The organism is Georgenia satyanarayanai (assembly GCF_900116375.1).
Taxonomy (GTDB): Bacteria; Actinomycetota; Actinomycetes; order Actinomycetales; family Actinomycetaceae; genus Oceanitalea; species Oceanitalea nanhaiensis.
This window is the reverse complement of the sequence record NZ_UETB01000006.1, coordinates 93,735-120,112: the sequence shown is the minus strand read 5'-3', so window position 1 is coordinate 120,112 and position 26,378 is coordinate 93,735. Positions and strand designations below refer to the sequence as shown.

The 26,378-nt window shown below is 72.2% G+C and carries 22 protein-coding genes; 3 read left to right on the top strand and 19 right to left on the bottom strand.

Annotated elements, in window-relative coordinates:
- Nucleotides 1–16: 16 nt before the first annotated feature.
- The 13 genes from nuoL to DSZ44_RS10065 form a co-directional block, all read right to left on the bottom strand.
- Nucleotides 17–1,975 carry an NADH-quinone oxidoreductase subunit L gene (gene nuoL, locus DSZ44_RS10125; RefSeq protein ID WP_110852500.1) on the bottom strand — a complete coding sequence of 653 codons (1,959 nt, stop codon included), beginning with the start codon at nt 1,973–1,975 and terminating at the stop codon, nt 17–19.
- 17 nt (nt 1,976–1,992) lie between these two features.
- Nucleotides 1,993–2,292, bottom strand: a complete 300-nt coding sequence (gene nuoK, locus DSZ44_RS10120; protein WP_110852499.1) for an NADH-quinone oxidoreductase subunit NuoK — start codon at nt 2,290–2,292, stop codon at nt 1,993–1,995.
- The gene (locus DSZ44_RS10115; RefSeq protein ID WP_110852591.1) at nt 2,289–3,254 is read right to left on the bottom strand and encodes an NADH-quinone oxidoreductase subunit J; all 966 of its coding nucleotides are present in this window, start codon (nt 3,252–3,254) and stop codon (nt 2,289–2,291) included. The genes nuoK and DSZ44_RS10115 overlap by 4 nt, the downstream gene beginning before the upstream one ends.
- Before the next feature lie 8 nt (nt 3,255–3,262).
- A complete protein-coding gene (gene nuoI, locus DSZ44_RS10110) occupies nt 3,263–3,988 on the bottom strand; it encodes an NADH-quinone oxidoreductase subunit NuoI (RefSeq protein WP_110852498.1) in 726 nt (241 codons plus the stop codon).
- Nucleotides 3,981–5,351 (bottom strand): NADH-quinone oxidoreductase subunit NuoH, encoded by a 1,371-nt coding sequence (gene nuoH, locus DSZ44_RS10105; RefSeq protein WP_502530286.1) that lies wholly within the window; start codon nt 5,349–5,351, stop codon nt 3,981–3,983. The genes nuoI and nuoH overlap by 8 nt, the downstream gene beginning before the upstream one ends.
- Nucleotides 5,351–7,987, bottom strand: coding sequence for an NADH-quinone oxidoreductase subunit G (locus DSZ44_RS10100; RefSeq protein ID WP_110852496.1), 2,637 nt, complete (start codon nt 7,985–7,987; stop codon nt 5,351–5,353). Before DSZ44_RS10100 ends, nuoH begins: the two co-directional genes overlap by 1 nt.
- Nucleotides 7,984–9,300 carry an NADH-quinone oxidoreductase subunit NuoF gene (gene nuoF, locus DSZ44_RS10095; RefSeq protein WP_110852495.1) on the bottom strand — a complete coding sequence of 439 codons (1,317 nt, stop codon included), beginning with the start codon at nt 9,298–9,300 and terminating at the stop codon, nt 7,984–7,986. Before nuoF ends, DSZ44_RS10100 begins: the two co-directional genes overlap by 4 nt.
- Entirely contained in the window at nt 9,297–10,118 is an 822-nt protein-coding gene (nuoE, locus tag DSZ44_RS10090) for an NADH-quinone oxidoreductase subunit NuoE (RefSeq protein WP_110852494.1), read from the bottom strand. The genes nuoF and nuoE overlap by 4 nt, the downstream gene beginning before the upstream one ends.
- The gene (locus tag DSZ44_RS10085) at nt 10,118–11,461 is read right to left on the bottom strand and encodes an NADH-quinone oxidoreductase subunit D (protein ID WP_110852493.1); all 1,344 of its coding nucleotides are present in this window, start codon (nt 11,459–11,461) and stop codon (nt 10,118–10,120) included. The genes nuoE and DSZ44_RS10085 overlap by 1 nt, the downstream gene beginning before the upstream one ends.
- Nucleotides 11,461–12,174, bottom strand: a complete 714-nt coding sequence (locus DSZ44_RS10080) for an NADH-quinone oxidoreductase subunit C (protein ID WP_502530285.1) — start codon at nt 12,172–12,174, stop codon at nt 11,461–11,463. The genes DSZ44_RS10085 and DSZ44_RS10080 overlap by 1 nt, the downstream gene beginning before the upstream one ends.
- An 89-nt stretch (nt 12,175–12,263) precedes the next feature.
- Complete coding sequence (locus DSZ44_RS10075; RefSeq protein WP_110852491.1) at nt 12,264–12,818, bottom strand: NuoB/complex I 20 kDa subunit family protein; 555 nt, start codon at nt 12,816–12,818, stop codon at nt 12,264–12,266.
- Nucleotides 12,819–12,828: 10 nt separating this feature from the next.
- Entirely contained in the window at nt 12,829–13,188 is a 360-nt protein-coding gene (locus tag DSZ44_RS10070) for an NADH-quinone oxidoreductase subunit A (RefSeq protein WP_110852490.1), read from the bottom strand.
- Between the two features lie 67 nt (nt 13,189–13,255).
- Entirely contained in the window at nt 13,256–14,548 is a 1,293-nt protein-coding gene (locus DSZ44_RS10065) for a geranylgeranyl reductase family protein (RefSeq protein ID WP_110852489.1), read from the bottom strand.
- Nucleotides 14,549–14,692: 144 nt separating this feature from the next.
- Here DSZ44_RS10065 and DSZ44_RS10060 point away from each other — a divergent pair, with 144 nt between their 5' ends.
- Together DSZ44_RS10060 and DSZ44_RS10055 are read left to right on the top strand one after the other, a co-directional pair.
- Nucleotides 14,693–15,382, top strand: coding sequence for a demethylmenaquinone methyltransferase (locus tag DSZ44_RS10060; RefSeq protein ID WP_110852488.1), 690 nt, complete (start codon nt 14,693–14,695; stop codon nt 15,380–15,382).
- Between the two features lie 11 nt (nt 15,383–15,393).
- Entirely contained in the window at nt 15,394–16,680 is a 1,287-nt protein-coding gene (locus DSZ44_RS10055; RefSeq protein WP_110852487.1) for an isochorismate synthase, read from the top strand.
- A gap of 106 nt (nt 16,681–16,786) precedes the next feature.
- Here DSZ44_RS10055 and DSZ44_RS10050 read toward each other — a convergent pair whose 3' ends face one another.
- Entirely contained in the window at nt 16,787–18,073 is a 1,287-nt protein-coding gene (locus tag DSZ44_RS10050; protein WP_110852486.1) for a S1C family serine protease, read from the bottom strand.
- Between the two features lie 146 nt (nt 18,074–18,219).
- Between DSZ44_RS10050 and fdhD the strand changes: the two genes are divergently transcribed.
- Nucleotides 18,220–19,053 carry a formate dehydrogenase accessory sulfurtransferase FdhD gene (gene fdhD, locus DSZ44_RS10045; RefSeq protein WP_258369398.1) on the top strand — a complete coding sequence of 278 codons (834 nt, stop codon included), beginning with the start codon at nt 18,220–18,222 and terminating at the stop codon, nt 19,051–19,053.
- 111 nt (nt 19,054–19,164) lie between these two features.
- Here fdhD and DSZ44_RS10040 read toward each other — a convergent pair whose 3' ends face one another.
- The 5 genes from DSZ44_RS10040 to selD form a co-directional block, all read right to left on the bottom strand.
- The gene (locus tag DSZ44_RS10040; protein WP_110852485.1) at nt 19,165–20,010 is read right to left on the bottom strand and encodes a formate/nitrite transporter family protein; all 846 of its coding nucleotides are present in this window, start codon (nt 20,008–20,010) and stop codon (nt 19,165–19,167) included.
- The gene (nrfD, locus tag DSZ44_RS10035) at nt 20,007–21,026 is read right to left on the bottom strand and encodes an NrfD/PsrC family molybdoenzyme membrane anchor subunit (protein ID WP_110852484.1); all 1,020 of its coding nucleotides are present in this window, start codon (nt 21,024–21,026) and stop codon (nt 20,007–20,009) included. Before nrfD ends, DSZ44_RS10040 begins: the two co-directional genes overlap by 4 nt.
- The gene (locus DSZ44_RS10030; RefSeq protein ID WP_110852483.1) at nt 21,023–22,018 is read right to left on the bottom strand and encodes a 4Fe-4S dicluster domain-containing protein; all 996 of its coding nucleotides are present in this window, start codon (nt 22,016–22,018) and stop codon (nt 21,023–21,025) included. The genes nrfD and DSZ44_RS10030 overlap by 4 nt, the downstream gene beginning before the upstream one ends.
- Nucleotides 22,015–25,314 carry a formate dehydrogenase gene (gene fdh / locus DSZ44_RS10025; RefSeq protein ID WP_258369397.1) on the bottom strand — a complete coding sequence of 1,100 codons (3,300 nt, stop codon included), beginning with the start codon at nt 25,312–25,314 and terminating at the stop codon, nt 22,015–22,017. The genes DSZ44_RS10030 and fdh overlap by 4 nt, the downstream gene beginning before the upstream one ends.
- A gap of 64 nt (nt 25,315–25,378) precedes the next feature.
- Nucleotides 25,379–26,374, bottom strand: coding sequence for a selenide, water dikinase SelD (selD, locus tag DSZ44_RS10015; protein ID WP_110852481.1), 996 nt, complete (start codon nt 26,372–26,374; stop codon nt 25,379–25,381).
- Between the last annotated feature and the right edge of the window lie 4 nt (nt 26,375–26,378).

Sequence of the window (26,378 nt, the reverse complement as noted above, 5' to 3'; positions counted from 1 at the left end):
GGTCGCTTCCTCCAGCTCAGCCGCGCGAGGCCAGGACGACGGCAAGGGCGGCTACGACACCGACGAGCATGATCGCGGCGTAGGAGCGGATGTAGCCGGTCTGCAGGCGGCGCAGCCACCCGCCGGTCCCGGCGGTGCCACGGGCCAGGCCCATGACCGCGCCGTCGACCACGGCGGAGTCCCCGTAGACGAGGGCGCGGGTGAGGTACTGCCCCGGGCGCATGAACACTCCTTCGTTGACGGCGTCCTGGTAGAGGTCGCGGCGGGCGGCGCGGGTGAGCACCGAGCCGCGGGGGGCCTCGACCGGGACGGTGGACGCGGCGTACTGGCGCCACGCGAGGAAGACACCGATCGCCATGAGGACGACCGTCGCGCCCATGATGACCGGGATGGGCAGCACGGGGTCGTGGTGCTCGGCGTGCCCGGTGACCGGCTCGAGCCAGGTGACGAAACCGTCGCCGAGCGCGAGCAGCGCGCCGAGGGCGACCGACCCGACGGCGAGGATCACCATGGGCACCGTCATGAGCAGCGGGGACTCGTGCGGGTGCTGCTTCTCGCCCTCGCGGGTGGGCGCCCAGCGCTCCTTGCCGTGGAAGGTCATGAAGAACAGGCGCGACATGTAGAAGGCGGTGAGCCCGGCGACGAGCAGCGTGACGGTGCCGAAGACCCACGGGCGCCAGCCCTCGCCGACGAAGGCGGCCTCGATGATGAGGTCCTTGCTCCAGAAGCCGGACAGGCCCGGGAACCCGATGATCGCCAGCCAGCCGGCGCCGAAGGTGAGCCAGGTGATCTTCATGTGCCTGGACAGCGCGCCGAAGCGGCGCATGTCGACCTGGTCGTCCATGCCGTGCATGACCGAGCCGGCGCCGAGGAACATCCCGGCCTTGAAGAAGCCGTGGGTGACGAGGTGGAAGATCGCGAACGCGTAGCCGATCGGGCCCAGGCCCGCGGCGAGCATCATGTAGCCGATCTGGGACATCGTCGAGGCGGCGAGCACCTTCTTGATGTCGTCCTTGGCGGCACCGACGACCGCCCCGAAGACGAGCGTGATCGCACCGACGATGACGACCACGAGCTGCGCGGTGGGCGCACCGTCGAAGACCGGGGCCGAGCGCACGATGAGGTAGACGCCCGCCGTCACCATGGTGGCGGCGTGGATGAGCGCGGACACCGGCGTGGGGCCGGCCATCGCGTCGCCCAGCCAGGCCTGCAGCGGGAACTGGGCCGACTTGCCGCAGGCGGCGAGGAGGAGGAACAGGCCGGTGATCGTGAGGATCGTCGTGCTGGCACCCTGCGCGCCCTCGAAGACGCCCTCGAAGTCGACGGCGCCGAAGGCGGCGAACATCGTCATCATCGCGAGGAGCAGGCCGACGTCGCCGACGCGGTTCATGACGAAGGCCTTCTTCGCCGCGACGGCGTACTCCGTGCGGAAGTTCCAGAAGCCGATGAGGAGGTAGGAGGCCAGACCCACGCCCTCCCAGCCGACGAAGAGGAGCACGTAGGAGTCGGCGAGGACGAGCAGGAGCATCGCCGCGACGAAGAGGTTGAGGTAGGCGAAGAAGCGGCGACGGTCGACGTCGTGCTCCATGTAGGCCACCGAGTACACGTGGATGAGCGTGCCGACGAAGGTGACGAGCATGACGAAGGTCATCGACAGCGGGTCGATGCGCAGCCCGGCGTCCACCGTGAGGTCACCGGCGGGCAGCCAGGTGAACAGGTGCAGCCCCATGACCCGCTGCTCGGGGTCCAGCCCCAGCAGCTGGACGACGACGAGGAGGCCGACGACGAAGGAGCCGGCCGAGGCGAGCACGCCCAGCCAGTGGCCCCAGCCGTTGGAGCGGCGTCCCGCGAGCAGCAGCACGGCGGCACCGACGAGCGGCAGCGCGACCATGAGCCACGCGTAGGAGGCCGCCCCGCCTGCCGCGGCGGCGTCCACCACGTCAGTGGGCACGGTCAGTGCCGGAGTTCCCAGCATTAGCACGTTGCTCCCCGTCAGTTCTTGAGCAGGTTGACGTCGTCGATGGACGCCGACCGGCGGGTTCGGAAGATGGAGACGACGATCGCCAGGCCGATGACGACCTCGGCGGCGGCGACGAGCATGACGAAGAAGGCGAGGACCTCACCGTGCAGGTTGCCGTGCCACCGGGCGAAGGTGATGAGGGTGAGGTTCGCGGCGTTGAGCATGAGCTCGACCCCCATGAGGGCGATGATGCTGTTGCGCCGCAGCAGCACCGCGACCGCCCCGATGGAGAAGAGGATCCCGGACAGGACCAGGTAGTTGACCAGGCTCATCGCTGCTCCTCCTGCTGGTCCGCCACGCGGGCGCGCTTGGTGTCGGTGTCCTCGGTGCTCTGGCTCGTGGGCACCTCGCCGTCGACGGTCTCGGTCCCCGGCGCGGGTGTGGTGCCGGGCATCCCCGGCATGCCGGACTGGGTGACGCTGCGCGCGCCCAGGTCACCGGCGTGGGAGCTGGTGGACGTCGCGAGCTCCGCGGCGAGCTCCGGGCTGACCGAGGCGATGCTCCGCTGCTGGCCGCGGATGCGGAGCACCCGGGGCACGGACTCGTCGATCGGCCTGCCGTCCGCCCCGAGCGCCGGGACGTCGGCGGCGTTGTGCCGCGCGTAGACACCGGGGGCCGGCAGGCTGCGGATGCGGCCGCCCTCGGCGGCGTAGGCCGCCATCTTGGCCTCGGCGACGTCACGCTGGGTGCTCCTCTTGCGCAGCCGCTCGGCGCGCGTGAGGACGACCGCGCCGACGGCGGCCGTGACGAGCAGGACGCCCGCCGCCTCCATCGCCACGACGTAGTCGGAGAAGAGCAGCCGAGCCACACCCACCGGGTTGGTGTCGGCGTTGGCGGCCTCCAGGCCGCGCGGGGCCGGCAGGGCGGCGCGCAGGCCGACGGCGGCGACGAGCGCGATGAGCCCGGCGCCCCCGACGAAGCCGATCCACCGCTGCCCCTTGAGCGTCTCGACGACCGAGTCGGAGGCGTCGACACCGACGAGCATGAGGACGAAGAGGAAGAGCATCATGATCGCGCCGGTGTAGACGACGATCTGTGCCACGCCGAGGAAGATGGCCTCCTGGACGATGTAGAAGCCGGCCAGGGCGATCATGACGAAGACGACGCACATGGCGGCGTACATGGCCTTGCGGGCGAAGAGCAGGCCCAGGGCCGCGAGCACCGCGAGGGGCGCGACGACCCAGAAGAAGACCTGCTCCCCCGTGCTCGTGACGCCGGTCTCGGCCAGTGTCATCGGGAGGATCATGCGGAGGCCCCCTCGACGGGACGCGCGGTCTGCAGGCTCTCGTCCTCGGGACGGTTCTTGCGCACCCACTCGACCTGGCCCTCGGTGGGCCCGGTGACCTCGCCGCGGTAGTAGGTGTCGTCGTCGGCGCCCTCGACCATCGGGTGGGGCGGGGCGAGCATGCCCGGCATGAGCGGGGCGAGGAGGTCCTGCTTCTCGTAGATCATGCCCTCGCGGGTGGGGCCGGTGAGCTCGTAGTCGTTGCCCATCGTCAGCGCACGCGTGGGGCAGGCCTCGATGCAGTACCCGCAGAAGATGCAGCGCAGGTAGTTGATCTGGTAGACGCGGCCGTAGCGCTCCCCCGGGGAGTACTGGGCGTCGGGGCTGTTGTTGGCGCCCTCGACGAGGATGGCGTCCGCCGGGCACGCCCAGGCGCACAGCTCGCAGCCGATGCACTTCTCCAGGCCGTCCGCGTAGCGGTTGAGCTGGTGGCGGCCGTGGTAGCGCGGCTGCGTCGGCACCTTCTCGAAGGGGTACTGCTCGGTGACCGTGGGACGGAACATCGAGGAGAAGGTCACGCCGAAGCCGGCGACGGGTGCGAGGAGCTCCCCGATCGGACCCTTCTTGTCGGGCTGGTAGTCCATCGGGAGGCGCTTGCCGACCTCCCCCCGGCGCTTCGCGGGCTTGGCGAGCTGCTTGCGCAGGTTCTCCTTGCCGGGCTCGTGATCCTGCCGCTTACTCATCGGTGGCCTCCTGTGCGGGTGCCGACTTGGTCTGGGTCGCGGTGCCGGCCTGGGCCAGGCGGCGCCGCGGGGAGGGCGGGAGCTGCTGGCCGGGCATCGGCGGCACGGGGAAGCCACCGGCGAAGGCGTCGAACTCCGAGTCGACGACGACGCCGTCGGCGCCTGCGGGGGCCGCCTCCTCGGCGTCGGGCTCCTTCTTCTTCTCCGGCCACACGAGGGTGAGGACGAGGACGACGACGAAGAAGCCGGCGAGGACGAAGAGCATCGTGCGCAGGTCGACGTCCGCGAACTGGAGTAGTCCCTGGACGACGGCGACTGCGACGAGCCAGACGAGGGCGGCGGGGATGAGGATCTTCCAGCCGAGGTTCATGAACTGGTCGTAGCGGAAGCGCAGGAGCGTGCCGCGCAGCCAGAACATGAAGAACATGACGAGCCAGATCTTGGCGATCAGCCACAGCGGCGGCCACCAGCCCTGGTTGAACATGCCGTCGTTGATGGCCGACAGCGGCCAGGGGGCACGCCACCCACCGAGGAAGAGCGTCGCGGCCACCGCGGAGACGTTGAACATGTTGATGTACTCGGCGAGGAAGAACCACGCGAACTTCATCGAGGAGTACTCGACCATGTGGCCGGCGACGAGCTCGCCCTCCGCCTCGGGCAGGTCGAAGGGCAGGCGGTTGACCTCACCGACCATCGACACGAGGTAGATGACGAAGGCGGGCAGCAGGATGATCGCCCACCACACGCGGGTCTGGGACTCCACGATCTGGGACGTCGAGGCCGAGCCGGCGACGAGGAAGACCGAGGCGAGCGCCAGCGCCATGGCCAGCTCGTAGGAGATCACCTGCGCGGAGGAGCGCACCGCGCCCAGCAGCGGAAAGGTCGAGTTCGAGGACCAGCCGCCCAGGACGATGCCGTACACGCCCAGCGCGGTGATGCCGAGGATGTAGAGGACCGACACCGAGGAGTCGGCCAGCTGGAGCGGGGTCTCGATCCCGAAGATCGACACCTCCGGCCCGAAGGGGATGACCGCGTAGATGAGGAAGGCGCACAGCGCGGCGATGAACGGCGCCAGCAGGTAGACGAAGCGGTCGGCTCCCTTGAGGTTGATGTCCTCCTTGAGGAGCAGCTTCATCGCGTCGGCCGTCGACTGGAGCAGGCCCATGGGGCCGTGCACGTTGGGGCCCGGTCGCGTCTGCATGCGGGCCAGGACCTTGCGCTCGGCCCAGATCGCGACGAGCACGAAGACGAGCAGCATGACGATGATCGCCACCGCCTTGATCACCCAGATCCACCAGGTGTCGTTGCTGAAGTCGGCGGTCGGGGCGGCCGTGGGGTCGCTGACCACCATGGGCGCGAACATCATCGCGTCACCTCCAGGTCGACGAGGGAGCCGGCGCCCGCGCCGAGCATCTCGTGCACGTGGGACCCCGGGGAGTTCTCCGGGACCCAGACGACGTCGTCGGACATCGTCGTGACGGCCAGCGGCAGGGTGATGCTACCGGCCGGACCGCGGACGGTGACCGCGGCCCCGTCGACGGCACCGAGGCGGGCCGCGCGGGCCGCCGAGAGACGCAGCACGGGGCGGTGGGCGGTGCCCGCGAGGTGCGGCTCACCGTCCTGGCCGCGGCCGGCGTCGAGCTGGAGCTTCCAGGTGGCCAGGACCGCCTGGTGGTCCCCCACCGCGGGGGCGGCCGCGGCGGCGACCGGTACGGGGACGGGAGCCTGGGCGGGCTGCCAGCCGGCGAGCTCGGTGAGCTGGGCGTGGACGTCGGCGAGCGTGCCGCAGCCCAGGCTCGTGCCCATCTCGGCCGCGAGGGCGTCCAGCACGCGCTGGTCGGCCATCTGGTGGGAGACGAGCACCTGCCCGAAGGGCCGGCGACGACCCTCCCAGGTGACGAAGGTGCCGCCCTTCTCGACGGGCGGGGCGACCGGCAGCACGACGTCGGCGTGCTCGGTGACCTCGCTGCGCCGCACCTCGAGCTGGACGACGAACCCGGCGGCGGCCAGCGCGCGTCGGGCGAGGGCCGGGTCGGGCAGGTCGCGCGGCTCGACGCCGCCGACGAGGAGGCCGCCGAGGCGTCCGGCCGCGGCGTCCTCGAGGATGGCGGGCAGGTCGCGTCCGGCCGCGGAGGGCAGCCGGTCGGCGCCCCAGGCGGCCGCGACGTCGACGCGGGCCTCGGCGTCGGACACGTGCCGTCCGCCGGGCAGCAGGCCCGGCAGCAGCCCTGCCTCGACGGCGCCACGCTCACCGGCACGGCGCGGCACCCAGGCCAGGCGCGCACCGGTGCGGTCGACCAGACGCTCGACGGCGGTGAGCACCCCCGGCAGGGCACCGGCACGCTCGCCCACGAGGACGACGGCTCCGGGCTCGGTGAGGGCGGTCGCCACCGCGGCGGCGGCCACCTCGCTCGAGTCGGGCGTGATGCCGTCCAGCACGGCTGCCTCGGCGCCGGGCGCGGCGGGCAGCAGCGAGGCACGCAGCTTGGTCGTGCCGCGGGTGGCGAAGGGCGCGATCGTGCTGACCGCGACGGTGCCGGCGAGCATCCCCTTGCGCAGGCGCAGGAACATCGTCCCGCTCTCCTCCTCCGGCTCCAGGCCGACGAGCAGGACGTGCCCGGCGTGCTCGAGGGCGGAGAAGGTGACGTCCATCGGGGCGCCGGCGACCCGGCGCGCGAGGAAGTCGGCCTCCTCGGCGGAGGAGGGACGTGCCCGGTGGTCGACGTCGTTGGTGCCGAGCACGGTGCGCGCGAAGCGGGACCACGCGTAGGCGTCCTCGAGGGTGAGACGGCCGCCGGGCAGGACACCGACGCCACCGCTCTCGCGGGCGCGCTCGAGGCCCCGCGCGGCCAGGTGGAGGGCCTCGGACCAGCTCGTCTCGACGAGCTCGCCGGTGTCCTCGTCCCGAACGAGCGGGTACTCCAGGCGGTCGGCTGCCGACTGCCAGGTGTAGGCGAAGCGGTCCTTGTCGGTGATCCACTCCTCGTTGACCTCGGCGTCGTCACCGGCGACGCGGCGCACGACGACGCCGCGACGGTGGTCGACGCGGATGGCCGAGCCCCCGGCGTCGTGCTCGGCGACGGACGCCGTCGAGACGAGGTCGAAGGGGCGCGCGCGGAAGCGGTACGTCGCGGACGTCAGCGCACCGACCGGGCAGATCTGGATCGTGTTGCCCGAGAAGTAGGAGGAGAACGGGCGGCCGGTCGTGTCGGTCTCGGCCACGCCGACGGGGCCGGCGGAGAGGCCGACGAGGACACCGGGCTCCCCCTCGACGGGCCCGCTGAGGTCGCGGTCCGTCACGTGCTGCGCCTCGCCGCCCTCGTAGGCGAAGTCGAGGACGTCGGCGTCGAAGGTGCCGATCTGCGAGCCGTGCGTCGCGTGGACGTCACGGCCCGGCGTGCCACCGCCGCGCCCCTGGAGCGCGATGAACGGGTCGCCGGCGATCTGGTCGGAGAAGCGGGTGCAGCGCTGGCACAGGATGCAGCGGTCACGGTCGAGGAGGATCTCGCTGGAGATCTTCAGCGGCTTGGGGAAGGTCCGCTTGATGTCGACGAAGCGGCTGGTGGCCCGGCCGTTCGTCATCGCCTGGTTCTGCAGCGGGCACTCCCCGCCCTTGTCGCAGACGGGGCAGTCGAGCGGGTGGTTGACGAGCAGGAACTCGATCATCCCGTGCTGCGCCTTGTCGGCGACGGCGGAGGTGTGCTGGGTGGCGACGACCATGCCGGGGGTGGCCTCGAGCGTGCACGAGGTCTGCGGCTTGGGCATCGCGCGGAGGTTCCCCTCGCGGTCCGGGGTGGAGACCTCGACGAGGCACTGGCGGCAGGCGCCGGCCGGCTTGAGCAGGGGGTGGTCGCAGAACCGCGGGATCTGGATGCCGACCTGCTCGGCCGCCCGGATGACGAGCGTGCCCTTGGGGACGTCGACCTCGACACCGTCGATGGTGACGGTGAGGAGGTCGCGCTGCTCCGTCGTCGCGGGAGTGGAAGCCGTCGTCGTCATCGGGCACCTACTTCGGAGAACACGGCCGAGGCCTCGTACGGGAAGAGCTCGCGGGCCGGGGTGTGGGTGCCGGCCTCGAACTCCGAGCGGAAGTGCTTGATGCCGCTCTGGATCGGCACGGCGGACGCGTCGCCGAGCGCGCAGAAGGAGCGTCCGGCGATGTTCGCCGAGACGTCGAGGAGGAGGTCGATGTCGGTGGGCAGTCCCTTGCCGGCCTCGAGCCGGTGCATGACCTGCTTCATCCAGTACGTGCCCTCGCGGCAGGGGGTGCACTTGCCGCAGGACTCGTGCTGGTAGAAGTCCGTCCAGCGCGACACGACGCGGACCACCGAGACCGTCTCGTCGAAGACCATGAGCGAGCGGGTGCCGAGCATCGAGCCGGCCGCCCCCACGGACTCGTAGTCGAGCGGGACGTCGAGGTGCTCCTCGGTGAGGATGGGGCTCGAGGAGCCGCCGGGGGTCCAGAACTTCAGCCGGTGGCCGGCGCGGATCCCGCCGGCCATGTCGATGAGCTCGCGCATCGTGATGCCCAGCGGCGCCTCGTACTGCCCGGGCCGGGCGACGTGCCCGGACAGGGAGAACAGTCCGTGGCCGGCGGACTTCTCGGTGCCCATCGAGGTGAACCAGTCGGTGCCGCCGCGCAGGATGCCGGGGACCGAGGCGATGGACTCGACGTTGTTGACGACCGTCGGGCGGGCGTACAGGCCCGCGACCGCCGGGAACGGCGGCTTGAGTCGCGGCTGGCCGCGACGGCCCTCGAGGGAGTCGAGCAGCGCCGTCTCCTCACCGCAGATGTAGGCGCCGGCGCCGGCGTGGACGGTGATCTCGAGGCTGTAGTCGCCGTTCGGGCCGAGGTTCGTCCCGATGAGCCCCGCCTCGCGGGCCTCGCGGACCGCGGCCAGGAGCCGGCGGTAGACGTGGACGACCTCGCCGCGGAGGTAGATGAAGGCGTGGTTGCCGCCGATGGCGTAGGACGTGATCGCCACGCCCTCGATGAGGGCGTGCGGGTTGGCCATCATGAGCGGGACGTCCTTGCAGGCGCCCGGCTCGGACTCGTCGGCGTTGACGACGAGGTAGCGGGGTCCGCCGTCGGGAGCCGGCAGGAAGGACCACTTGAGGCCGGTGGGGAAGCCCGCGCCGCCGCGGCCGCGCAGGCCCGAGCCCTTGACGGCCTCGACGACGTCGCCCGGCGCCATGTCCATGGCCGTGGCCAGGGCCCGGTAGCCACCGCGGGAGCGGTAGGTGTCCAGGCTCCAGGAGCGCTCGGCGTCCCAGATGTCCGACAGGATCGGAGTCAGCTGCGTCTGGCTCACTGCTTGCCCTCCTCGGCCGTGGCGCCCTCGCCGGCCGGGCCACGCTTGCCCGCCGGGTCGGTGTCGTCAGGGGTGGACGGCGGGCGCTCGGCGCTGCCGTAGGGATTGGGGACGGTGCCGCCCTCGACGGCGCCGCCGTCCTGGGGCTGGTCGATCGCGGGTGCCGTCCAGCCGCGCTCCCGGGCCAGGTGGAGGCCGGTGAGGGTCGCCGGTCCGGCGCCCACACCCTCGTCGGCGCGGCCGTCCTCGAAGCCTGCGAGGACGTGGGAGATCTCCTTGAAGGTGCCGACGGTGGCCGCCCCACGGGTGGGGCTGACCGGCCGGCCGGCCCGCAGCTCGTCGACGAGCTCGACCGCCGACGTCGGGGTCTGGTTGTCGAAGAACTCCCAGTTGACGACGACGACGGGCGCGTAGTCGCAGGCCGCGTTGCACTCGACCTGCTCGAGGGTGATGACGCCGTCCTCGGTGGTCTCGTCGTGGCCGATGCCAAGGTGCGCGGAGACCGTGTCGTAGATGATGTCGCCGCCCATGACGGCGCACAGCGCGTTGGTGCACACCCCGACCGTGTACTGGCCGTTGGGGTGGCGCTTGTACTGCGTGTAGAACGTCGCGACGGCGGAGACCTCGGCGCGGGTGAGCCCGAGGAGCTCGGCGCACAGCGCGATGCCGCGGGCGCTGACGTAGCCGTCCTCGGACTGGACGAGGTGCAGCATCGGCAGCAGGGCCGAGCGTGCCTGCGGGTAGCGGGAGATGATCTGCCCGGCCTCGCCGCGCAGCCGCTCCTCCACCTCGGGTGCGTACGTGGTGACGACGCTCATCAGCGGTCCACCCCTCCCAGGACAGGGTCGATCGAGGCCAGCGTGACCACGACGTCGGCGAGCTGGCCGCCCTCGCTCATGATCGACGTCGACTGCAGGTTGGAGAAGGACGGGTCGCGGAAGTGCGCCCGGTAGGGCCGCGTCCCGCCGTCGGAGACGAGGTGGACGCCCAGGACACCGCGCGGGTGCTCGATGTTCTGGTACACCTGCCCGGCCGGGACGCGGAAGCCCTCGGTGACGAGCTTGAAGTGGTGGATGAGCGACTCCATCGAGGTGCCCATGATCTCGCGGATGTGGTCCAGGGAGTTGCCCTGGCCGTCGCTGCCGATCGACAGCTGCGCGGGCCACGCGACCTTCTTGTCCGCGACCATGACCGGCCCGGGGGTGGCCTCGAGGCGCTCGAGGACCTGGTCGATGATCTTCATCGACTCGTAGCACTCGGCCCAGCGGACCCGCACCCGCCCGAAGGCGTCGCAGCTGTCGTCGGTGATGACGTCGAAGTCGTAGGTCTCGTAGCCGCAGTAGGGCGCGATGCGGCGCATGTCGAGCGGGTAGCCCGAGGCCCGCAGCGCGGGACCGGTGAGCCCGAGGGCCAGGCCCGCGGCGAGGGAGATGTGGCCGACGTCCTCGTGACGCAGCCGGTAGATCGGGTTGGCCATCGTGAGGTCCTGGAGCTCACCGATGTCGCGGCGCACCTTGGGCAGCAGCTCGCGGACCATCTCGATGGTGTCGGCCGGGATGTCCTGCGCCACGCCGCCGGGGCGGATGTAGGCGTGGTTCATCCGCAGGCCGGTGATGTGCTCGAGGATCCGCAGGATCTCCTCGCGGCCACGGAAGCCGATGGTCATCATCGTCGTCGCGCCGAGCTCGTTGCCGGCCGTGGCGATCGCGACGATGTGCGAGGCGATGCGGTTGAGCTCCATGACGAGGACGCGGATGAGCGTGGCCCGCGCCGGGATCTCGTCGGTGATGCCGAGGAGCTTCTCCACACCGAGGCAGTAGGCGGCCTCCTGGAACAGCGGGGCGACGTAGTCCATGCGGGTGCAGAACGTCACGCCCTGGGTCCAGTTGCGGTACTCCATGTTCTTCTCGATACCGGTGTGCAGGTAGCCGGTACCGACGCGCAGCTCGTTGACGGTCTCACCCTCGATGTCGAGGATGAGCCGGAGCACACCGTGGGTGGAGGGGTGCACCGGGCCCATGTTGACGACGATGCGCTCCTCGCCCAGGCGCTCGGCCTCGGCGGCGATGGCCGCCCAGTCCCCGCCGTCGGCGGTGAACTCGGGGCCGGTCTGCGAGTCGAGCGCAGGCCCGGTGGCGTGCAGGTTCGTGTGCTCGGCCATCAGCTGTAAGACCTCCGGGTGTCGGGCGGCGGGATCGTCCCGCCCTTGTACTCGACCGGGATCCCGCCCAGCGGGTAGTCCTTGCGCTGCGGGTGGCCGACCCAGTCGTCGGGCATCGCGGTGCGCGCGAGGGAGGGGTGGCCGTCGAAGACGATCCCCATGAGGTCCCAGGTCTCCCGCTCGTGCCAGTCGTTGCCCGGGTAGATGTCGACGATCGTCGGCACGTGCGGGTCGGCGTCGGCGACGGCGACCTCCAGGCGCAGCTGGCGGCTGTGGGTGAGGGAGATGAGGTGGTAGACGGCGTGGAGCTCGCGGTCCACGTCGGCCGGGAAGTGGACGCCGGAGACGCCCATGCACAGCTCGAAGCGCAGGTCCTGGTCGTCACGCAGCCACTGCGCCACGCGGCGCAGGTGCTCGCGGGCGAGGAAGATCGTCAGCTCGCCGCGGTCGACGACGACCTTCTCGATCGCGCTGTCCGGGTCGACGCCGTCGGCCTCGAGGAGCTCGACGAGGATGTCGACGACCTCGTCGAACCAGCTGCCGTAGGGCCGCTCGGCGGCCGGCGGCATCGCGACGGTGGCGACGAGGCCACCGAAGCCGGAGGTGTCGCCGCTGCCGTGGACGCCGAACATGCCGCGCCGGACGTCGATGACCTCCAGCTCGCGGCGTCCGCCGACGGGGCCGGCGGGGATGTTCTGGCCGCCGGCCTCCAGCGCCGCCTCCGTCGTCGACTGTGCGCCCGTCTCGCCGTGGCCCGGCTTGACGACGTCGGCGGCGGACCTCTTCTCGTCCTCGCGCTCGCTCACGCCAGCAGCCCCTTCATCTGGTGGGTGGGGGTGGCGGCCAGCGCCGCCTCCTCCGCCGCACGGGCAACGGCCTCACGGTTGGCACCGAGGGGCTCGTGCTTGACCTGGTCGTGCAGCGCCATGATCGCGTTGATGAGCATCTCCGGACGCGGCGGGCAGCCGGGCAGGTAGATGTCCACGGGAACGAGGTGGTCGACACCCTGGATGATCGCGTAGTTGTTGAACATGCCGCCGCTGGAGGCGCACACGCCCATCGAGATGACCCACTTGGGGTCCGACATCTGGTCGTAGATCTGCCGGACGACGGGGGCCATCTTCTGGCTGACGCGCCCGGACACGATCATGAGGTCGGCGTGACGCGGGGACGCGCGGAAGACCTCCATGCCGAAGCGGGAGATGTCGAAGCGCGGGGTGCCGGCGGCCATCATCTCGATGGCGCAGCACGCCAGACCCATGGTCACCGGCCACATCGAGCCCTTGCGGGCCAGCCCGACGGCCTTCTCCACGGTCGTGAGCATGAACCCCGCTGGGAGCTTCTCTTCCAGACCCATGTTGTCCTCCTCAGTCCCACTCAAGGGCGCCGCGCCGCCACTCGTAGGCGAAAGGCACGGTGATGATGGCGATGAACGCGAGCGCGGCGACGAGACCGAAGGCAGCCAGCTCGCTGAAGGCGATGGCCCACGGCACGAGGAAGATGACCTCGACGTCGAAGACGATGAAGGTCATGGCCACGAGGTAGTACTTGATGGGGAAACGGCCGGCGCCGGTCGCGCGCGGGGTGGCCTCCACACCGCACTCGTAGTTCGCGACCTTGACCCGGTTGTAGCGCCTGGGGCCGATGACCGCGCTCGCCGCGAGGCCGCCGATCGCCAGCGCGGCGGCTACCGCCGCCATGATGAGGATGGGGACGAAGGGGTTCATCGTGCCTCCGTGGTTGCTCGGTGCGCGGTGGGTGTGGCCCCCCGGCTCGGGTGTCCGTGTCGCTGCCTCACGATGCGGGCACCGCCCTGCTCAGTGCCGCGATGAGCCTATCCATCCAGTCCCCGTCGCGACGGTCGAAGCCGTCCGACAGGAGCTTCATGACGAAACGCATGAGGACGGGTCGTGGCAGACCGTACTTCACGCAGGCCCGCATGATCTCCGGGCGCTCGATGAGGCGGGCGAAGACCTGCCCCATCGTGAAGTAGCCGCCCAGCTCGTCGGCGAGGATCGCGGGGTAGGTCCGCAGCGCCTTCTCCATCGCGTAGGGCGTGGTCCGGGCCAGCGCCTGGGACACGACGTCGGCGGCGATCCGGCCCGACTGCATCGCGTAGGCGATGCCCTCGCCGTTGAAGGGGGAGACCATGCCACCGGAGTCACCGACGAGCAGCATCCCCTGGGAGTAGTGCGGCTTGCGGTTGAAGGCCATGGGCAGGGCGGCGCTGCGCAGCTCGCCCACCTGGTTCTCCGGCGTGAACTCCCACTCCGCGGGGGCGTTGCGCATCCACGTCGCGAACAGGCCCTTGTAGTCGAGCTTGGTGGGCTTGGCGGTGGAGCTGAGGGAGCCGAGACCGACGTTGACGGTTCCGTCGCCCAGGGCGAAGATCCAGCCGTAGCCGGGCATGAGGTTCGAGCGGCCCGGCTCCCCGTCCCACAGCTCCAGGTGCGACTCCATCATCGGGTCGTCGTGGCGGGGGCTGCGGAAGTAGGTGCGGATCGCGACGCCCATGGGGCGGTTGTCGTTCTTCTCGAGGCCCATCGTCGTGGCCAGGCGCGCCGAGACGCCACCGGCGTCGACGACGATGCGGGCACGGTAGGAGCGCTCCTCCCCCGTGCGCCGGCCGGTCGCGTCCACCGAGCGGGTGGTGACACCGAGGATGCGGCCCGACCGCTCGTGGCGCACCGGACCGGTGACGGCCACACCCTCGAGCAGCCGCGCACCGCTCGCGACGGCGTGCCGGGCGAGCGTCTCGTCGAGGTTCATCCGCGAGCGCGCCAGGCCGTAGGACGGCATCTCGGCGAGCTCGGGCCACGGGATCTCGATGCGGTGCCCGGCGCCGTAGGTGCGCAGGCCCCAGTTGCGGATCCACCCGTCGGACTCCTCGGTGGGCACGCCCATACGGATGAGCTCGGCGACCGCCCGCGGGGTCAGGCCGTCACCGCAGATCTTGTCGCGGGGGAAGGTCGCCTTCTCGAGGAGAAGGACGTCCATCCCGGTCTGGGCCAGGTAGTGGGCGGTGGCGGAACCGGCGGGACCTGCGCCGACAACGATGACGTCGGCGTCATCGTGGGCTGCGCGCACGTCACCTCTCCTGGTTCGTCGTGGTGCTCAGCGGCGTCCGGACCGGACGCCGTGGTGCTCCAGCAGTCTACAAAGTTCGCGACGCGCGAACCGCTTAGGGTGACCTAACCAGGTGCGGGACGCCCGCCCTGGGAGAATGCCCCCATGAGCCGAGCCGACCTGGACAAGCAGCCGCGTGAGGTGGCGAGGATGTTCGACGCCGTGGCCAAGCGCTACGACGTCACCAACGACGTCCTCTCCCTGTGGCAGGACCGGCTGTGGCGCGTGGCCACCCGGCGCGCCGTCGCTGCCGAGCCGGGCATGCGGGTCCTGGACCTCGCGGCGGGCACCGGCACCTCCAGCGAGGCCTACGCCGACGCCGGCGTCGCCGTCGTCCCCTGCGACTTCTCCACCGGCATGGTCGGCGTGGGCAAGCGCCGCCGGCCGGACCTCAGCTTCGTCGCGGGTGACGCGACGAGGCTGCCGTTCGCCGACGAGTCCTTCGACGTCGTGACGATCTCCTTCGGGCTGCGCAACGTCGTCGACACCGACCTCGCGCTGCGCGAGATGCGGCGCGTGACGCGGCCGGGCGGGCGCCTGGTGATCTGCGAGTTCTCCCGGCCCACCTTCGGGCCCTTCCGCGTGCTGTACAGCTTCTACCTCACCCAGGTGCTGCCCCGGGTGGCCCGCCTGGTGTCCTCCAACACCGACGCCTACGGCTACCTCGCGGAGTCGATCACCGACTGGCCCGACCAGCGCGGCCTGGCCGCGCTGGTGGCCGGCGCGGGCTGGCGCTCGGTTGGCTACCGCAACCTCTCCGGCGGCATCGTCGCGCTCCACCGCGCGACCCGCTGAGGACACCCGCGATGTCGTCCGCACCCGCCGGTGACGCGGCGAGCGTCCCGCTGCTCGCCCGCACCGTCCCCATCGCCGACCCCGGCGACCTCCTCGACCTCCTCCCCCGGCCCGACGTCGCCACGACGGCGAGCTGGGTGCGCCGCGGTGACGGGCTCGTCGGGTGGGGGGTGGCTGCCCGGGTGGAGACGTCCGGGGCGACCCGGATGATCGACGCCGACGCGTGGTGGCGCCGGACGGCAGCCGCGATGGTCGTGCGCGACGCCGTCGGAGTGCCGGGCACCGGACCGGTCGCCTTCGGCTCCTTCGCCTTCTCCCGCCGCTCGCAGGCGGGTGGCACGCTCGTCGTCCCGCGCGTCGTCGTCGGGCGCCGCGAGGGCCGCAGCTGGCTGACCGTCGTCGGCCCGGCGGGCCTGGGACCGACACCCTCGCTCGCCCACAGCCGCGGCGACGTCGTGCCGGTCACCGCCCCCGGCGAGGTGACCTTCGCCGACGGCGCCCTCACGAGCGCGCAGTGGGAGGAGGCGGTGGCCGAGGTCGTCGCCGCCATCCGCGCCGGCACGGTGGAGAAGGTCGTCATGGCCCGCGACGTCGTCGCCCGCACGAGCGCCGACGTCGACGTCCGCCACCTCCTGCGCAACCTCGCCGACCAGTACCCCACGTGCTGGACGTTCGCCGTCGACGCGCTCGTGGGCGCGACGCCCGAGCTGCTCGTGCGGCGTGACCAGGGCCTGGTGGCCTGCCGCGTCCTCGCCGGCACGATCCAGCGCACCGGGGACGACGCCGCGGACCTGCGTCACGCCGCCGAGCTCGCCCGCTCCTCCAAGGACCTGGCCGAGCACGAGCTCGCCGTCCAGTCCGTCGCCGAGGCGCTGGGGCCGTACTGCTCGAGCTTCAACGTGCCCGACTCGCCCTTCGTCCTCCACCTGCCCAACGTCATGCACCTGGCCAGCGACGTGACCGGCGTCGTGGACCGCCAGACGTCCCCGAGCTCGCTCGCCCTCGCGGCGGCGCTGCACCCGACGGCCGCCGTCGGCGGCACGCCCACGCCCCGCGCCGTCGAGGTGCTGGCCGAGTCGGAGCGGATGGACCGCGGCCGCTACGCCGGCCCGGTGGGCTGGATGGGCGCCGACGGCGACGGCGAGTGGGGCATCGCCCTGCGCTCCGGTGAGGTGACCGGCCCGCGGTCCGTGCGCCTGTTCGCCGGCTGCGGCATCGTCGCCGCCTCCGACCCGGCGGCCGAGGTCCGCGAGTCGGAGGCGAAGCTCACCCCCATGCGCAGCGCCCTCACCACCTGACACCGCCCCCCAAGTTCGCCACTGGTGAGCTCGACGACCCCTGAGGGGGCACAAGCGTCAGTCAGCTCACCAGCTGCGACGTTTCGGGTGGGGGGCCGGGGGGCGGTCAGGCGCTCGGGGTCTGCCTTGTGGCGAGCGTCACGTCGACCTGTGTCAGCTCGCCGTCGCGGGCGACGTCGAGGGTGGCGGCGTCCCCGGAGGTGTACTGACGGACGTAGCCGGTCAGCGCGGCGGAGCTGTCGACGGCGCGGTCGTCGATCGCGGTGATGACGTCGCCGCGCCGCAGGCCCGCCTCGGCGGCGGGTGAGCCCTGCTCGACCTGCTCGACCCGGGCGCCGGCCCGGGTGACGCCGTCGACCTCGACGGTCGTGTCGGTGAGCCCGACGCCGAGGAAGGCGTGCTCCACGCTGCCGTCCTCGACGAGCTGCTGCGCGACGTCGGCCGCCTGGTCCACCGGGATCGCGAAGCCCAGCCCGATGCTGCCGGACTGTCCCCCGCCGCCGGAGAGCGTGGCGATCGAGCTGTTGATGCCGATGACCCGGCCCTGCGCGTCGAAGAGCGGCCCGCCGGAGTTGCCCGGGTTGACCGCCGCGTCGATCTGGACCGCGTTCGTCACGACCGACTCGGTACGGCTCTGGGTGACGACCGGGCGATCGAGGGCGGAGATGATGCCGGTGGTCGCGGTCGAGTCGAGCCCCAGCGGGTTGCCCATCGCGAGGACGGCCTGCCCGACGGCCAGCTCGGCGGAGCTGCCGAGGGTGGCCGGGGAGAGGTCGGCGGGCGGGTCGACGAGGCGGACGACGGCGAGGTCGGTCGTCTCGTCCTGGCCCACGAGCTCGGCCTCGTGGAGGCGGCCGTCGGCGAGCGAGACGGTGATCGAGCGCGCGCCGTCGACGACGTGGCTGTTGGTGAGCACGTGCCCCTCGTCGTCGATGACGACGCCGGAGCCCTGCCCCTGCCCGGACGCCGTCACGACGTCGATGGCGACGACGGACCCGCGTACGGCGGCGGTGACCGCCTGCCAGTCCGGGGTGGCCGACGTCGAGCTGGCGGGGACGACCTGGGTGGGGGCCGCCGTCGTCGGGGTGTCGAGGCCGGGTGAGTCGAACGCACCGGTGACGGTGGCCGTGCCGAGGCTCGCGAGGAGCGCGGCGGTCGCGGCGGTGCCTCCGAGGGCGGCCCAGCCGCGGCGGCGGCCGTGCGGGAGCACCCGGACCGCACGGCGCTGGGCGAGCTCGTCGACGAAGGGCACACGGGTGGCGGGGTCGGGGGCGGGGAGGGGCGAGGTGCCCAGGAGCATGGCGTCGACCTCCGCCTGCTCGCGGGCGGCCCGCTCGTCGCGGGCGATGTAGGCGTCGCGTCGTGCGTCGCCGGTGCTTCCGAAGTCGGTCATGGTGGTCCTCCTGGGTCTGCGTCCACGACCTAGGGAACACCGCGGACCTTGCCCGGCTCTGGGTGGCACCTGGGAGCTTCCTGGGCAGCGCGCCGGGACCCCGGCGCGGATACGATCGGGGCCGGACGACCGGGCGAGGAGGACGGGTGCGACGGACCAGGCGGCACCGCGTCGAGCGGCTCTCCGTCGACGGCACCAGCCGCCCGCGCAGCGACGTCCTCGCCGGCGAGGAGCCGATGGAGCTGCGGGTGGACGGCAGCGCGTGGACGGTCACCATGCGCACCCCGGGCGACGACTTCGACCTGGCCCTCGGCTTCCTCGTCTCCGAGGGGGTGGTGTGGGACGCGGAGCAGGTGGCCGCGGTCGGCTACGGGCCGGGGGTCAACCCCGACGGCACCCGGAGCTACAACGTCGTCGACGTCCACCTGTCCCCGGGGGTCGCCCCGCCGGGCACCTCCCACGAGCGCCACGTCTACACCTCCAGCGCGTGCGGCATCTGCGGCACGTCGTCGATCGACGCCGTCACCCGCGCCTCCCGCTTCCCGGTGGCCGACGACGTCCGCGTGCCCCTCGCCGAGCTGCTCGCCATGACCGACCGCCTCCGCACGGAGCAGCGGCTCTTCGCCGAGACGGGCGGTGTCCACGCGGCCGGCCTCTTCGCCGTCGACGACGACGGCCGGGCCGAGCTGCTGTGCCTGCGCGAGGACGTCGGCCGCCACAACGCCGTGGACAAGGTCGTGGGCTGGGCGCTGCGCGAGCGGGGGCTGCCGCTGCGCCGGTGCGTGCTCCAGGTCTCCGGCCGGGCGTCCTTCGAGCTCGTGCAGAAGGCGCACATGGCGGGGATCGCCGTGCTGTCCGCGGTGAGCGCGCCCTCGGCGATGTCGGTGGAGCTGGCGGCCGGGGTGGGGATGACGCTGGTGGGCTTCAGCCGCGGTGACTCCGCCAACGTCTACGCCGGCCGCGAGCGCATCCTGCCCTGACCGGTCGCCCGCGCCCCTCCCCAGCCCGGGTCGTCCTCTCCGATCATCCGTCGCCCGTCCTGGCGCGTCGGGAGGAGCAGGACGTGCGACGCGTCGTGGCCCGCGCGGCGCTCAGGCCGACTGGGCGTCGCGGTCCTCCGCCTCGACGTCGTCCTCGGGGCGGCGGGGCCGGGTGCGGTGGGAGAAGTAGAGACCGAGCGCCGCGAGCGTGAGGCCACCGATGAAGTTGCCCACGAGCACGGGGACCTGGTTCCACACCCACCAGTCGTCGATCCCGATCGGGGCCCCGAGCATCATCCCGGAGGGGATGACGAAGAAGTTGACGACGGCGTGCTCGTAACCGAGTGCGAAGAAGGTGAGGATCGGCATCCAGATCGCGAGGATCTTGCCGGTGGTGCTCGTGGACGAGAAGCCCATGATGACGCCGAGCGCCACGAGCCAGTTGCACAGCACCGCGCTGAGCGTGGCCCAGCCCAGGCCGGCCACCGGCCCGGCCTCCTCGTACCGCAGCGTCTTGTCGACCGCGAGGTCGACGAGGGCGCCCGCGGTGGGCTCGTCGGCGATCGTGCCCATGCCGGTGAGGACCGCGGTGATCATCCAGGCGGCGGCGAGGCCGCCGACGAGGTGGCCGACGACGAGCCACCAGAACACGCGCAGGCACGCCGCGACGCTGATGCGTCGCTCGAGCACGGCCATCGGCACGATGCCGAAGGCCCCGGTGACGAGCTCGAGGCCGACGAGCACGACGAGGGTGAGGCCGATGGGGAACACGACCGAGCCGAGCACCGGGACGCCGGTCTCCACCTGGACCATGACCGCGAGGGTGGTCGCGGCACCGAGGAGGTAGGTGGCGAGGACGGCGCGCAGCACGAGCTGCCACGCGGGCACCCCCGCCTTCTTCTCGCCGGCCGGCCCGATGGCATCGACGATGCCGAGCGGCGCGACGGCGTCACTCACCGCTGCCCTTCCCCCCGCGGGGTGAACCGCACCTCCTCGCCGCGGTCCACTCGCTCGCGCTGGGGCACCACCGTGTACTTCGGGTCGCGTGCCGAGGCCTGCCCCGCCTCGAAGACACCCATGCGGGTGCAGAAGGACCCGGCCGCCAGCGCGACGCCACCGAGCACGCCCACCCACCGGCGCCGCCCGCCGAGCAGCGCCCCGAGCGCGCCGGCGGCCGTCAGCGCCTTGGCGGCCCGCATGTACCGCCCGCCGGCGCCGGTGTGGAGCGGTTCCGCCATGATCCCCATCGAGCGCTCCATCACCCGCTCGGCGACGAGCTCGACGACGGCGCCCGCCGCGGCCAGCCGCCGGGCGGGCCCGGCCTGGGCCGCGGGGGTGGTCACCATCGCCATGCCGCCGGAGGCGGCGGCCGCGGACGCGCAGAAGACGAACGGCAGCTCGCGGTAGGCGGCCTTCCACGTGGGCGTGGAGGTGTCCGAGAGCAGCACGGCGGTGTAGGCGGCCACCGGCGGCGCGGTGAGCGCCGCGAGCACGCCCGTGGGGCCGCTGACCGTGCGCAGCAGCTGCACCGCGCGGGAGTCGAGGGGGGTGAGCCGAACCATCTCGTCGAGGGCCACGATCCCGGCGGGGGCGCCGTAGAGGCTGAGCAGCCAGGTCCCGACGGACATCGGGGAGGTGAGCTTGACGGTCCGCAGCATGTTGAGGAACCGCTCGGGCCGACCGAGGTCGCTCACCAGGGCGCCGAGGCTGACGGCCAGCGCACCGGCCGCCGTGAGCCGCCCCGCCTGGCGCAGCGCCGGTCGGCCGGTGAGCTGAGCGCCGGCCGCGAGCAGCGACGAGCCGGCGGCCACCCCGCCCGCGAACATGTACAGCGGGATGCGCACGTCCCACGGTGCGGGCTTGACCACCTGGCGCCCGTAGTAGGACGTGAACTCGGCCTCGGGCACCGGCTGCTCGTCGGAGCGGTCACGGCGGGTGCGGGGACGGCGCCCGCCGACGTGCGTCGTCGTCATCGCTTCCCCAGGAAGGCGAGCGCCGCACCGGCGAGCAGTGCCCCGGCGGCCGCGGTGGCGCGGTTGAACATCTGCGGCAGGTCGCGGGTGGGGACGACCGGGTCGGGCGGCAGGCCGTACACCTCCGGCTCGTCGAGGAGGAGGAAGAAGGCGCCCGTGCCACCGACGCCGTCGTTGGGGTCGTGGCCGTAGAGACGGGCCTCGGCCACGCCCTGCTCGTGGAGCTCCGCGCGGCGCCGCTCGGCACGCTCACGCAGCTCCTCGACGTCGCCGTACTGGATCGACTCCGTGGGGCAGGCCTGCGCGCACGCGGGCTGCAGGCCGTCACCGAGGCGGTCGTAGCACAGCGTGCACTTCTGGGCGATGCCGACGTTGAGCGCCCCGGCGGGCCCGCGACGTCGCTCGATGACCCCGTACGGGCAGGCCGGCACGCAGTACCCGCAGCCGTTGCACACGTCGTCCTGGACGACGACGGTGCCGAACTCGGTGCGGAAGAGGGCGCCCGTGGGGCACACGTCCAGGCACCCGGCGTGGGTGCAGTGCTTGCACACGTTGGAGGACATGAGCCAGCGGAAGTCGGCCTGCGCCCCCTCCTCGTCCGCCATCTGGGGCCCGGTACCGTCCGGGCCGCCCGTGTCGGTCTGCGGTCCGGACGCGACGGTGCCGGGCGGCATGCTCGCGCCCTGGCCGCCGGTGGGGGCGGGCGGGCCGCTGCCGGGCATGCCGAGGTTGACCGTGGGCCGCTGCTGCTCGATGAAGGCCACGTGACGCCAGGTGTTGGCGCCGAGGGCGCCGGTGTTGTCGAAGGACTGGCCGAGGAGGTCGAGATCCTCCCCGCCGGGCACGAGGTTCCACTCCTTGCACGCGACCTCGCACGCCTTGCAACCGATGCAGACGCTCGTGTCGGTGAAGAAGCCCTTGCGCGGGGGTGGGTCCTCGTACCCGGCGTCGAGCGCCGGGTCGACCGGCCCGAACAGGCTGTTCGCCATCATGGGCTCCCTTCGGCTGGTCCGGCTGGTGTGTCCTCGGCGACGTCGGACCGGCGGACGGCGCGCGGGTCGGCCGTGACGATCGGCCGCGCGACGTCCGTGCCGGCGCGGGACCGGTAGCCCTGGAGCATCTCGAGCAGGGCAGGGCCGCGCGGACGACGCCCCGGCAGGATGTCGCAGGTGCCCGCCTTGGTCTCCTGGATGAGGACGTTGGGGTCCAGGCTGATGCCGAACAGGTCGTTGGCGGCGTCACCGGTCACCAGCCCCCGGCTGCCCCAGTGGTAGGGCAGCCACACCTGGTGGACGGTGCGGCCCGAGACGCGCAGCGGCCGGAGGCGGTCGGTGACGACGACACGGCCCTCGACGGCGGCGCGCGCGGTGACGACGTGGCACCAGCCCAGGTGCTCCAGCCCCCGCTCCCGGGCCAGTGCGGGTGACACCTCGACGAACATCTCCGGCTGGAGCTCGGCGAGGTACTCCAGGGTGCGGCTCATGCCGCCGGCGGTGTGGTGCTCGGTGAGCCGGCTCGTGGTGAAGACGATCGGGAACACCTCGCTGCCACCACCCGGGGGGCTCGGGTTCATCGGGTTGATCGGCTCGCGGTACTCGATGCGGGTGGGGTTGGCCTGCTGGCCGTACAGGGTGTTGTGGAACGGCGACTCGACCGGCTCGTAGTGCGTGGGCAGCGGCCCGTCGACGAGCCCGGAGGGGACGAACAGGGCGCCGCGGCCGTCACCCTGCATGATGAAGGCGTCGGTGCCGTCGATCGCCTCGACACCCGTGGCGCCGGGCTCGTGGCGGTAGGACGGGGGCTTGGTCCTCTCGAAGTCGGGGACGTCGTGGCCGGTCCACTCCCCCTTCTCCTCGTCCCACCACACGTAGGCCTTGCGCTCGCTCCACGGCCGGCCCTCGGGATCGGCAGAGGCGCGGTTGTAGAGGATGCGGCGGTTGGCGGGCCACACCCAGCCCCACTCGAGGGCGACCCAGTCCTGGTCGCGGCCGGGCTTGCGCCGGGCGGCCTGGTTGACGCCGTCGGCGAAGACGCCGGTGTAGATCCAGCAGCCGCCCACGGTGGTGCCGTCGGCGCGCAGCTCGGTGAACGTGGACAGCGGGCGGCCGGTGGCCACCTCGTAGCCGTTGATCTCCCTGAGGACGGCCTCGGCGCTGGGCTCGTCGTGCTCGCCGTGCACCGGGTAGTCCCAGGCGAGGTCGAGGAGCGGGCGGTCCCGCTCGACGTTCCCCTCCGCCAGGCGCTCCCTCATGATCCGGCCCAGGTGGTAGAAGAACCACAGCTCCGAGCGGCGGTCGCCGGTGGGCTCCACCGCCTTCTCCCGCCACTGGAGCATGCGCTGGGTCTGGGTGAAGGTGCCCTCCTTCTCCACGTGGGAGGCGGCAGGCAGGAGGAAGACCTCGGTGGGGCACTCCTCGGTGACGATCTCCCCGGTCTCGATCTCAGGGGCGTCCTTCCAGAAGCTCGCGCTCTCGATCTCGTAGAGGTCGCGGACGACGAGCCAGTCGAGGTTCGCCATGCCGAGCCTCTGCGCCTTGCCGTGGGCGGAACCGACGGCCGGGTTCTGGCCGAGGAGGAAGTAGCCCTTGACCGTGCCCTCGATCATGTCCAGCACCGTGCGGTAGGTGCCGTGGTCACCGCTGATGCGGGGCAGGTAGCTGTAGGCGAAGTCGTTCTCGGGCGTGGCGTGCTCGCCCCAGTAGGCCTTGAGGAGGCTGGCGGCGTAGGCCGAGGCGTTGCCCCAGAAGCCCTTGGCGCCCGGCATCGACATGCTCTCCACCCAGCTGGTGTAGTCCGGGTGGGACGAGGCGTTGGGCATCTCGAGGTAGCCCGGCAGGAGGTTGAACAGGGTGGGGATGTCGGTGGAGCCCTGGATGCTCGCATGGCCGCGCAGCGCCATGATCCCGCCGCCCGGCCGGCCCATGTTGCCGAGCAGCAGCTGGAGGATGGATCCGGTACGGATGTACTGGGCGCCGACGCTGTGCTGGGTCCACCCCACGCTGTAGACCAGCGCCGTGGTCCGCTCGCGCCCGGACGCCGCGACCCAGGCCTCGGCCACCTCGTGGAACTGCTCGGGCGAGATGCCACAGGTCTGGGCGACGAGCTCGGGGGTGTACCGGGAGAAGTGCCGCTTGAGGACCTGGTAGACGGTGCGCGGGTGGCGCAGGGTCTCGTCGCGCTGCAGCTCCTCGGGCACGGGCATGCCGTGGGACTCGTGCTGCAGACCCGAGGCGGTGGCCCGGTCCTCGGCGACCTCGTCCTCGTCCTCGCCCGCGCCCTCCGCGCCGGCGTACTGCCAGGTCGAGGTGTCGTAGGTGCGGGTCTCGGGGTCGAAGCCCGAGAACAGGCCGTCGAGGTCCTCGGTGTCGAGGTAGTCCTCGGAGACGATCGACGCCGCGTTCGTGTACGCGAGGACGTACTCGCGGAAGTCGAGCTCGTTCTGCAGGACGTAGTTGATGATCGCGCCGAGGAACACGATGTCGGTCCCCACCCGGATCGGCACGAAGGTGTCCGCGAGCGCACTGGTCCGCGTGAACCTGGGGTCGATGTGGATGACCGTGGCGCCGCGCCGCTTGGCCTCCATCACCCACTGGAAGCCCACGGGGTGGGCCTCGGCCATGTTCGAGCCCTGGATGATGATGCAGTCCGCGTTCGCGAGGTCCTGCTGGAAACCGGTCGCACCGCCCCGGCCGAAGCTGGTCCCCAGACCGGGGACCGTGGCGGAGTGTCAAATACGGGCCTGGTTCTCGATCTGCACCGCGCCCATCGCGGTGAAGAGCTTCTTGATGAGGTAGTTCTCCTCGTTGTCCAGGGTGGCGCCACCGAGGGCCGCGATGCCCATGGTGCGGCGCAGGTGACGCCCCTCGGCGTCGGTCTGCTGCCAGGTGTCGGCACGCGTGGCGAGGACGCGGTCGGCGATCATCTCCATCGCCGTGTGGAGGTCGAGGTCCTCCCACTCGGTGCCGTAGGGGCGCCGGTAGCGGACCGTCTCCAGGCGGTCGGGGCTGGTGACCAGGCTCTTGCTCGCCGAGCCCTTGGGGCACAGCCGCCCGCGGGAGATCGGGCTGTCGGGGTCGCCCTCGATCTGGACGACCTTCTCGTCCTTGACGAAGACCCGCTGCCCGCAGCCCACGGCGCAGTAGGGGCAGACGCTGCGGGCCACGCGGTCGGCGGTGGCGGTGCGCGGGGTGATCTGGTCGGTCTTGCGGGAGCGGGCGGCCTTGCCCCGGCCCAGCACGTCCGTGCCGGTCAGCTGCCGCAGCACCGGCCAGCCGAGGAATGCCGCCATCGTCGCCCCCTCCGTGATCCCGGTCACCGTAGCGCGCCCGTCCGACATGCGCACGGGATCGGGTTCAGCGCACGCGGACCGTCCACTCCTGGGCGGGGACGAGCTCCCCGACGACGGGGTGGCCGGGCAGCTCCCCGACGACGAGCAGACCCCCGGAGGTCTGGGCGTCGGCGAGCAGGACGAGCTCGTCGTCGTCGACGTCGGACAGGAGGTGGGGCCGCACCCAGTCGAGGTTGCGGCGGCTGCCGCCGGGCACGTAGCCGGCGGCGAAGGACTCACGGGCGCCGCCGACGTAGGGGACCGCGGCCGAGTCGACGACGGCGCTGACGCCGCTCGCCCGCGCGAGCTTGTACAGGTGGCCGAGCAGGCCGAAGCCGGTGACGTCGGTGGCGGCCCGGACACCGGCCGCGAGCGCCGCCGTCGAGGCGTCCCGGTTGAGCGTCGTCATGACGGCGATCGCCTCCTCGAAACGCTCCCCGGTGGCCTTGTGCCGGTTGTTGAGCACGCCCAGGCCGAGCGGCTTGGTGAGCGTGAGGGGCAGTCCGGCGCGGCCGGCGTCGTTGCGCAGGAGGCGGTCGGCGTCGGCGATGCCGGTGACCGCCTGCCCGTACTTGGGCTCGGGGTCGTCGACGCTGTGCCCGCCGCCGAGCACCGTGCCGGCCTCCGCGCACACGGCTGCTCCCCCGCGCAGCACCTCCGCGGCGACGTCGAAGGGGATGCGGTCGCGCGGCCACGCGAGGAGGTTGACGGCGACGAGCGGGGTGCCGCCCATCGCGTAGACGTCCGAGAGCGCGTTGGTCGCGGCGATGCGACCGAAGTCGTAGGGGTCGTCGACCACGGGGGTGAAGAAGTCGGCGGTGGCGATGACTGCCCGGGTGCCGTCGATGCGCACGGCCGCGGCGTCGTCGCCGTTCTCGATGCCGACGAGGAGGTCGGGGTGGGTGCTCGGCGGCAGGCCCCCGAGGACCCGTTCGAGCTCCCCGGGCGGGACCTTGCAGGCGCAACCACCACCGGAGGCGTGCTGGGTGAGGCGGAGCTCGGGGTACGTGGCGGTGGTCACACCC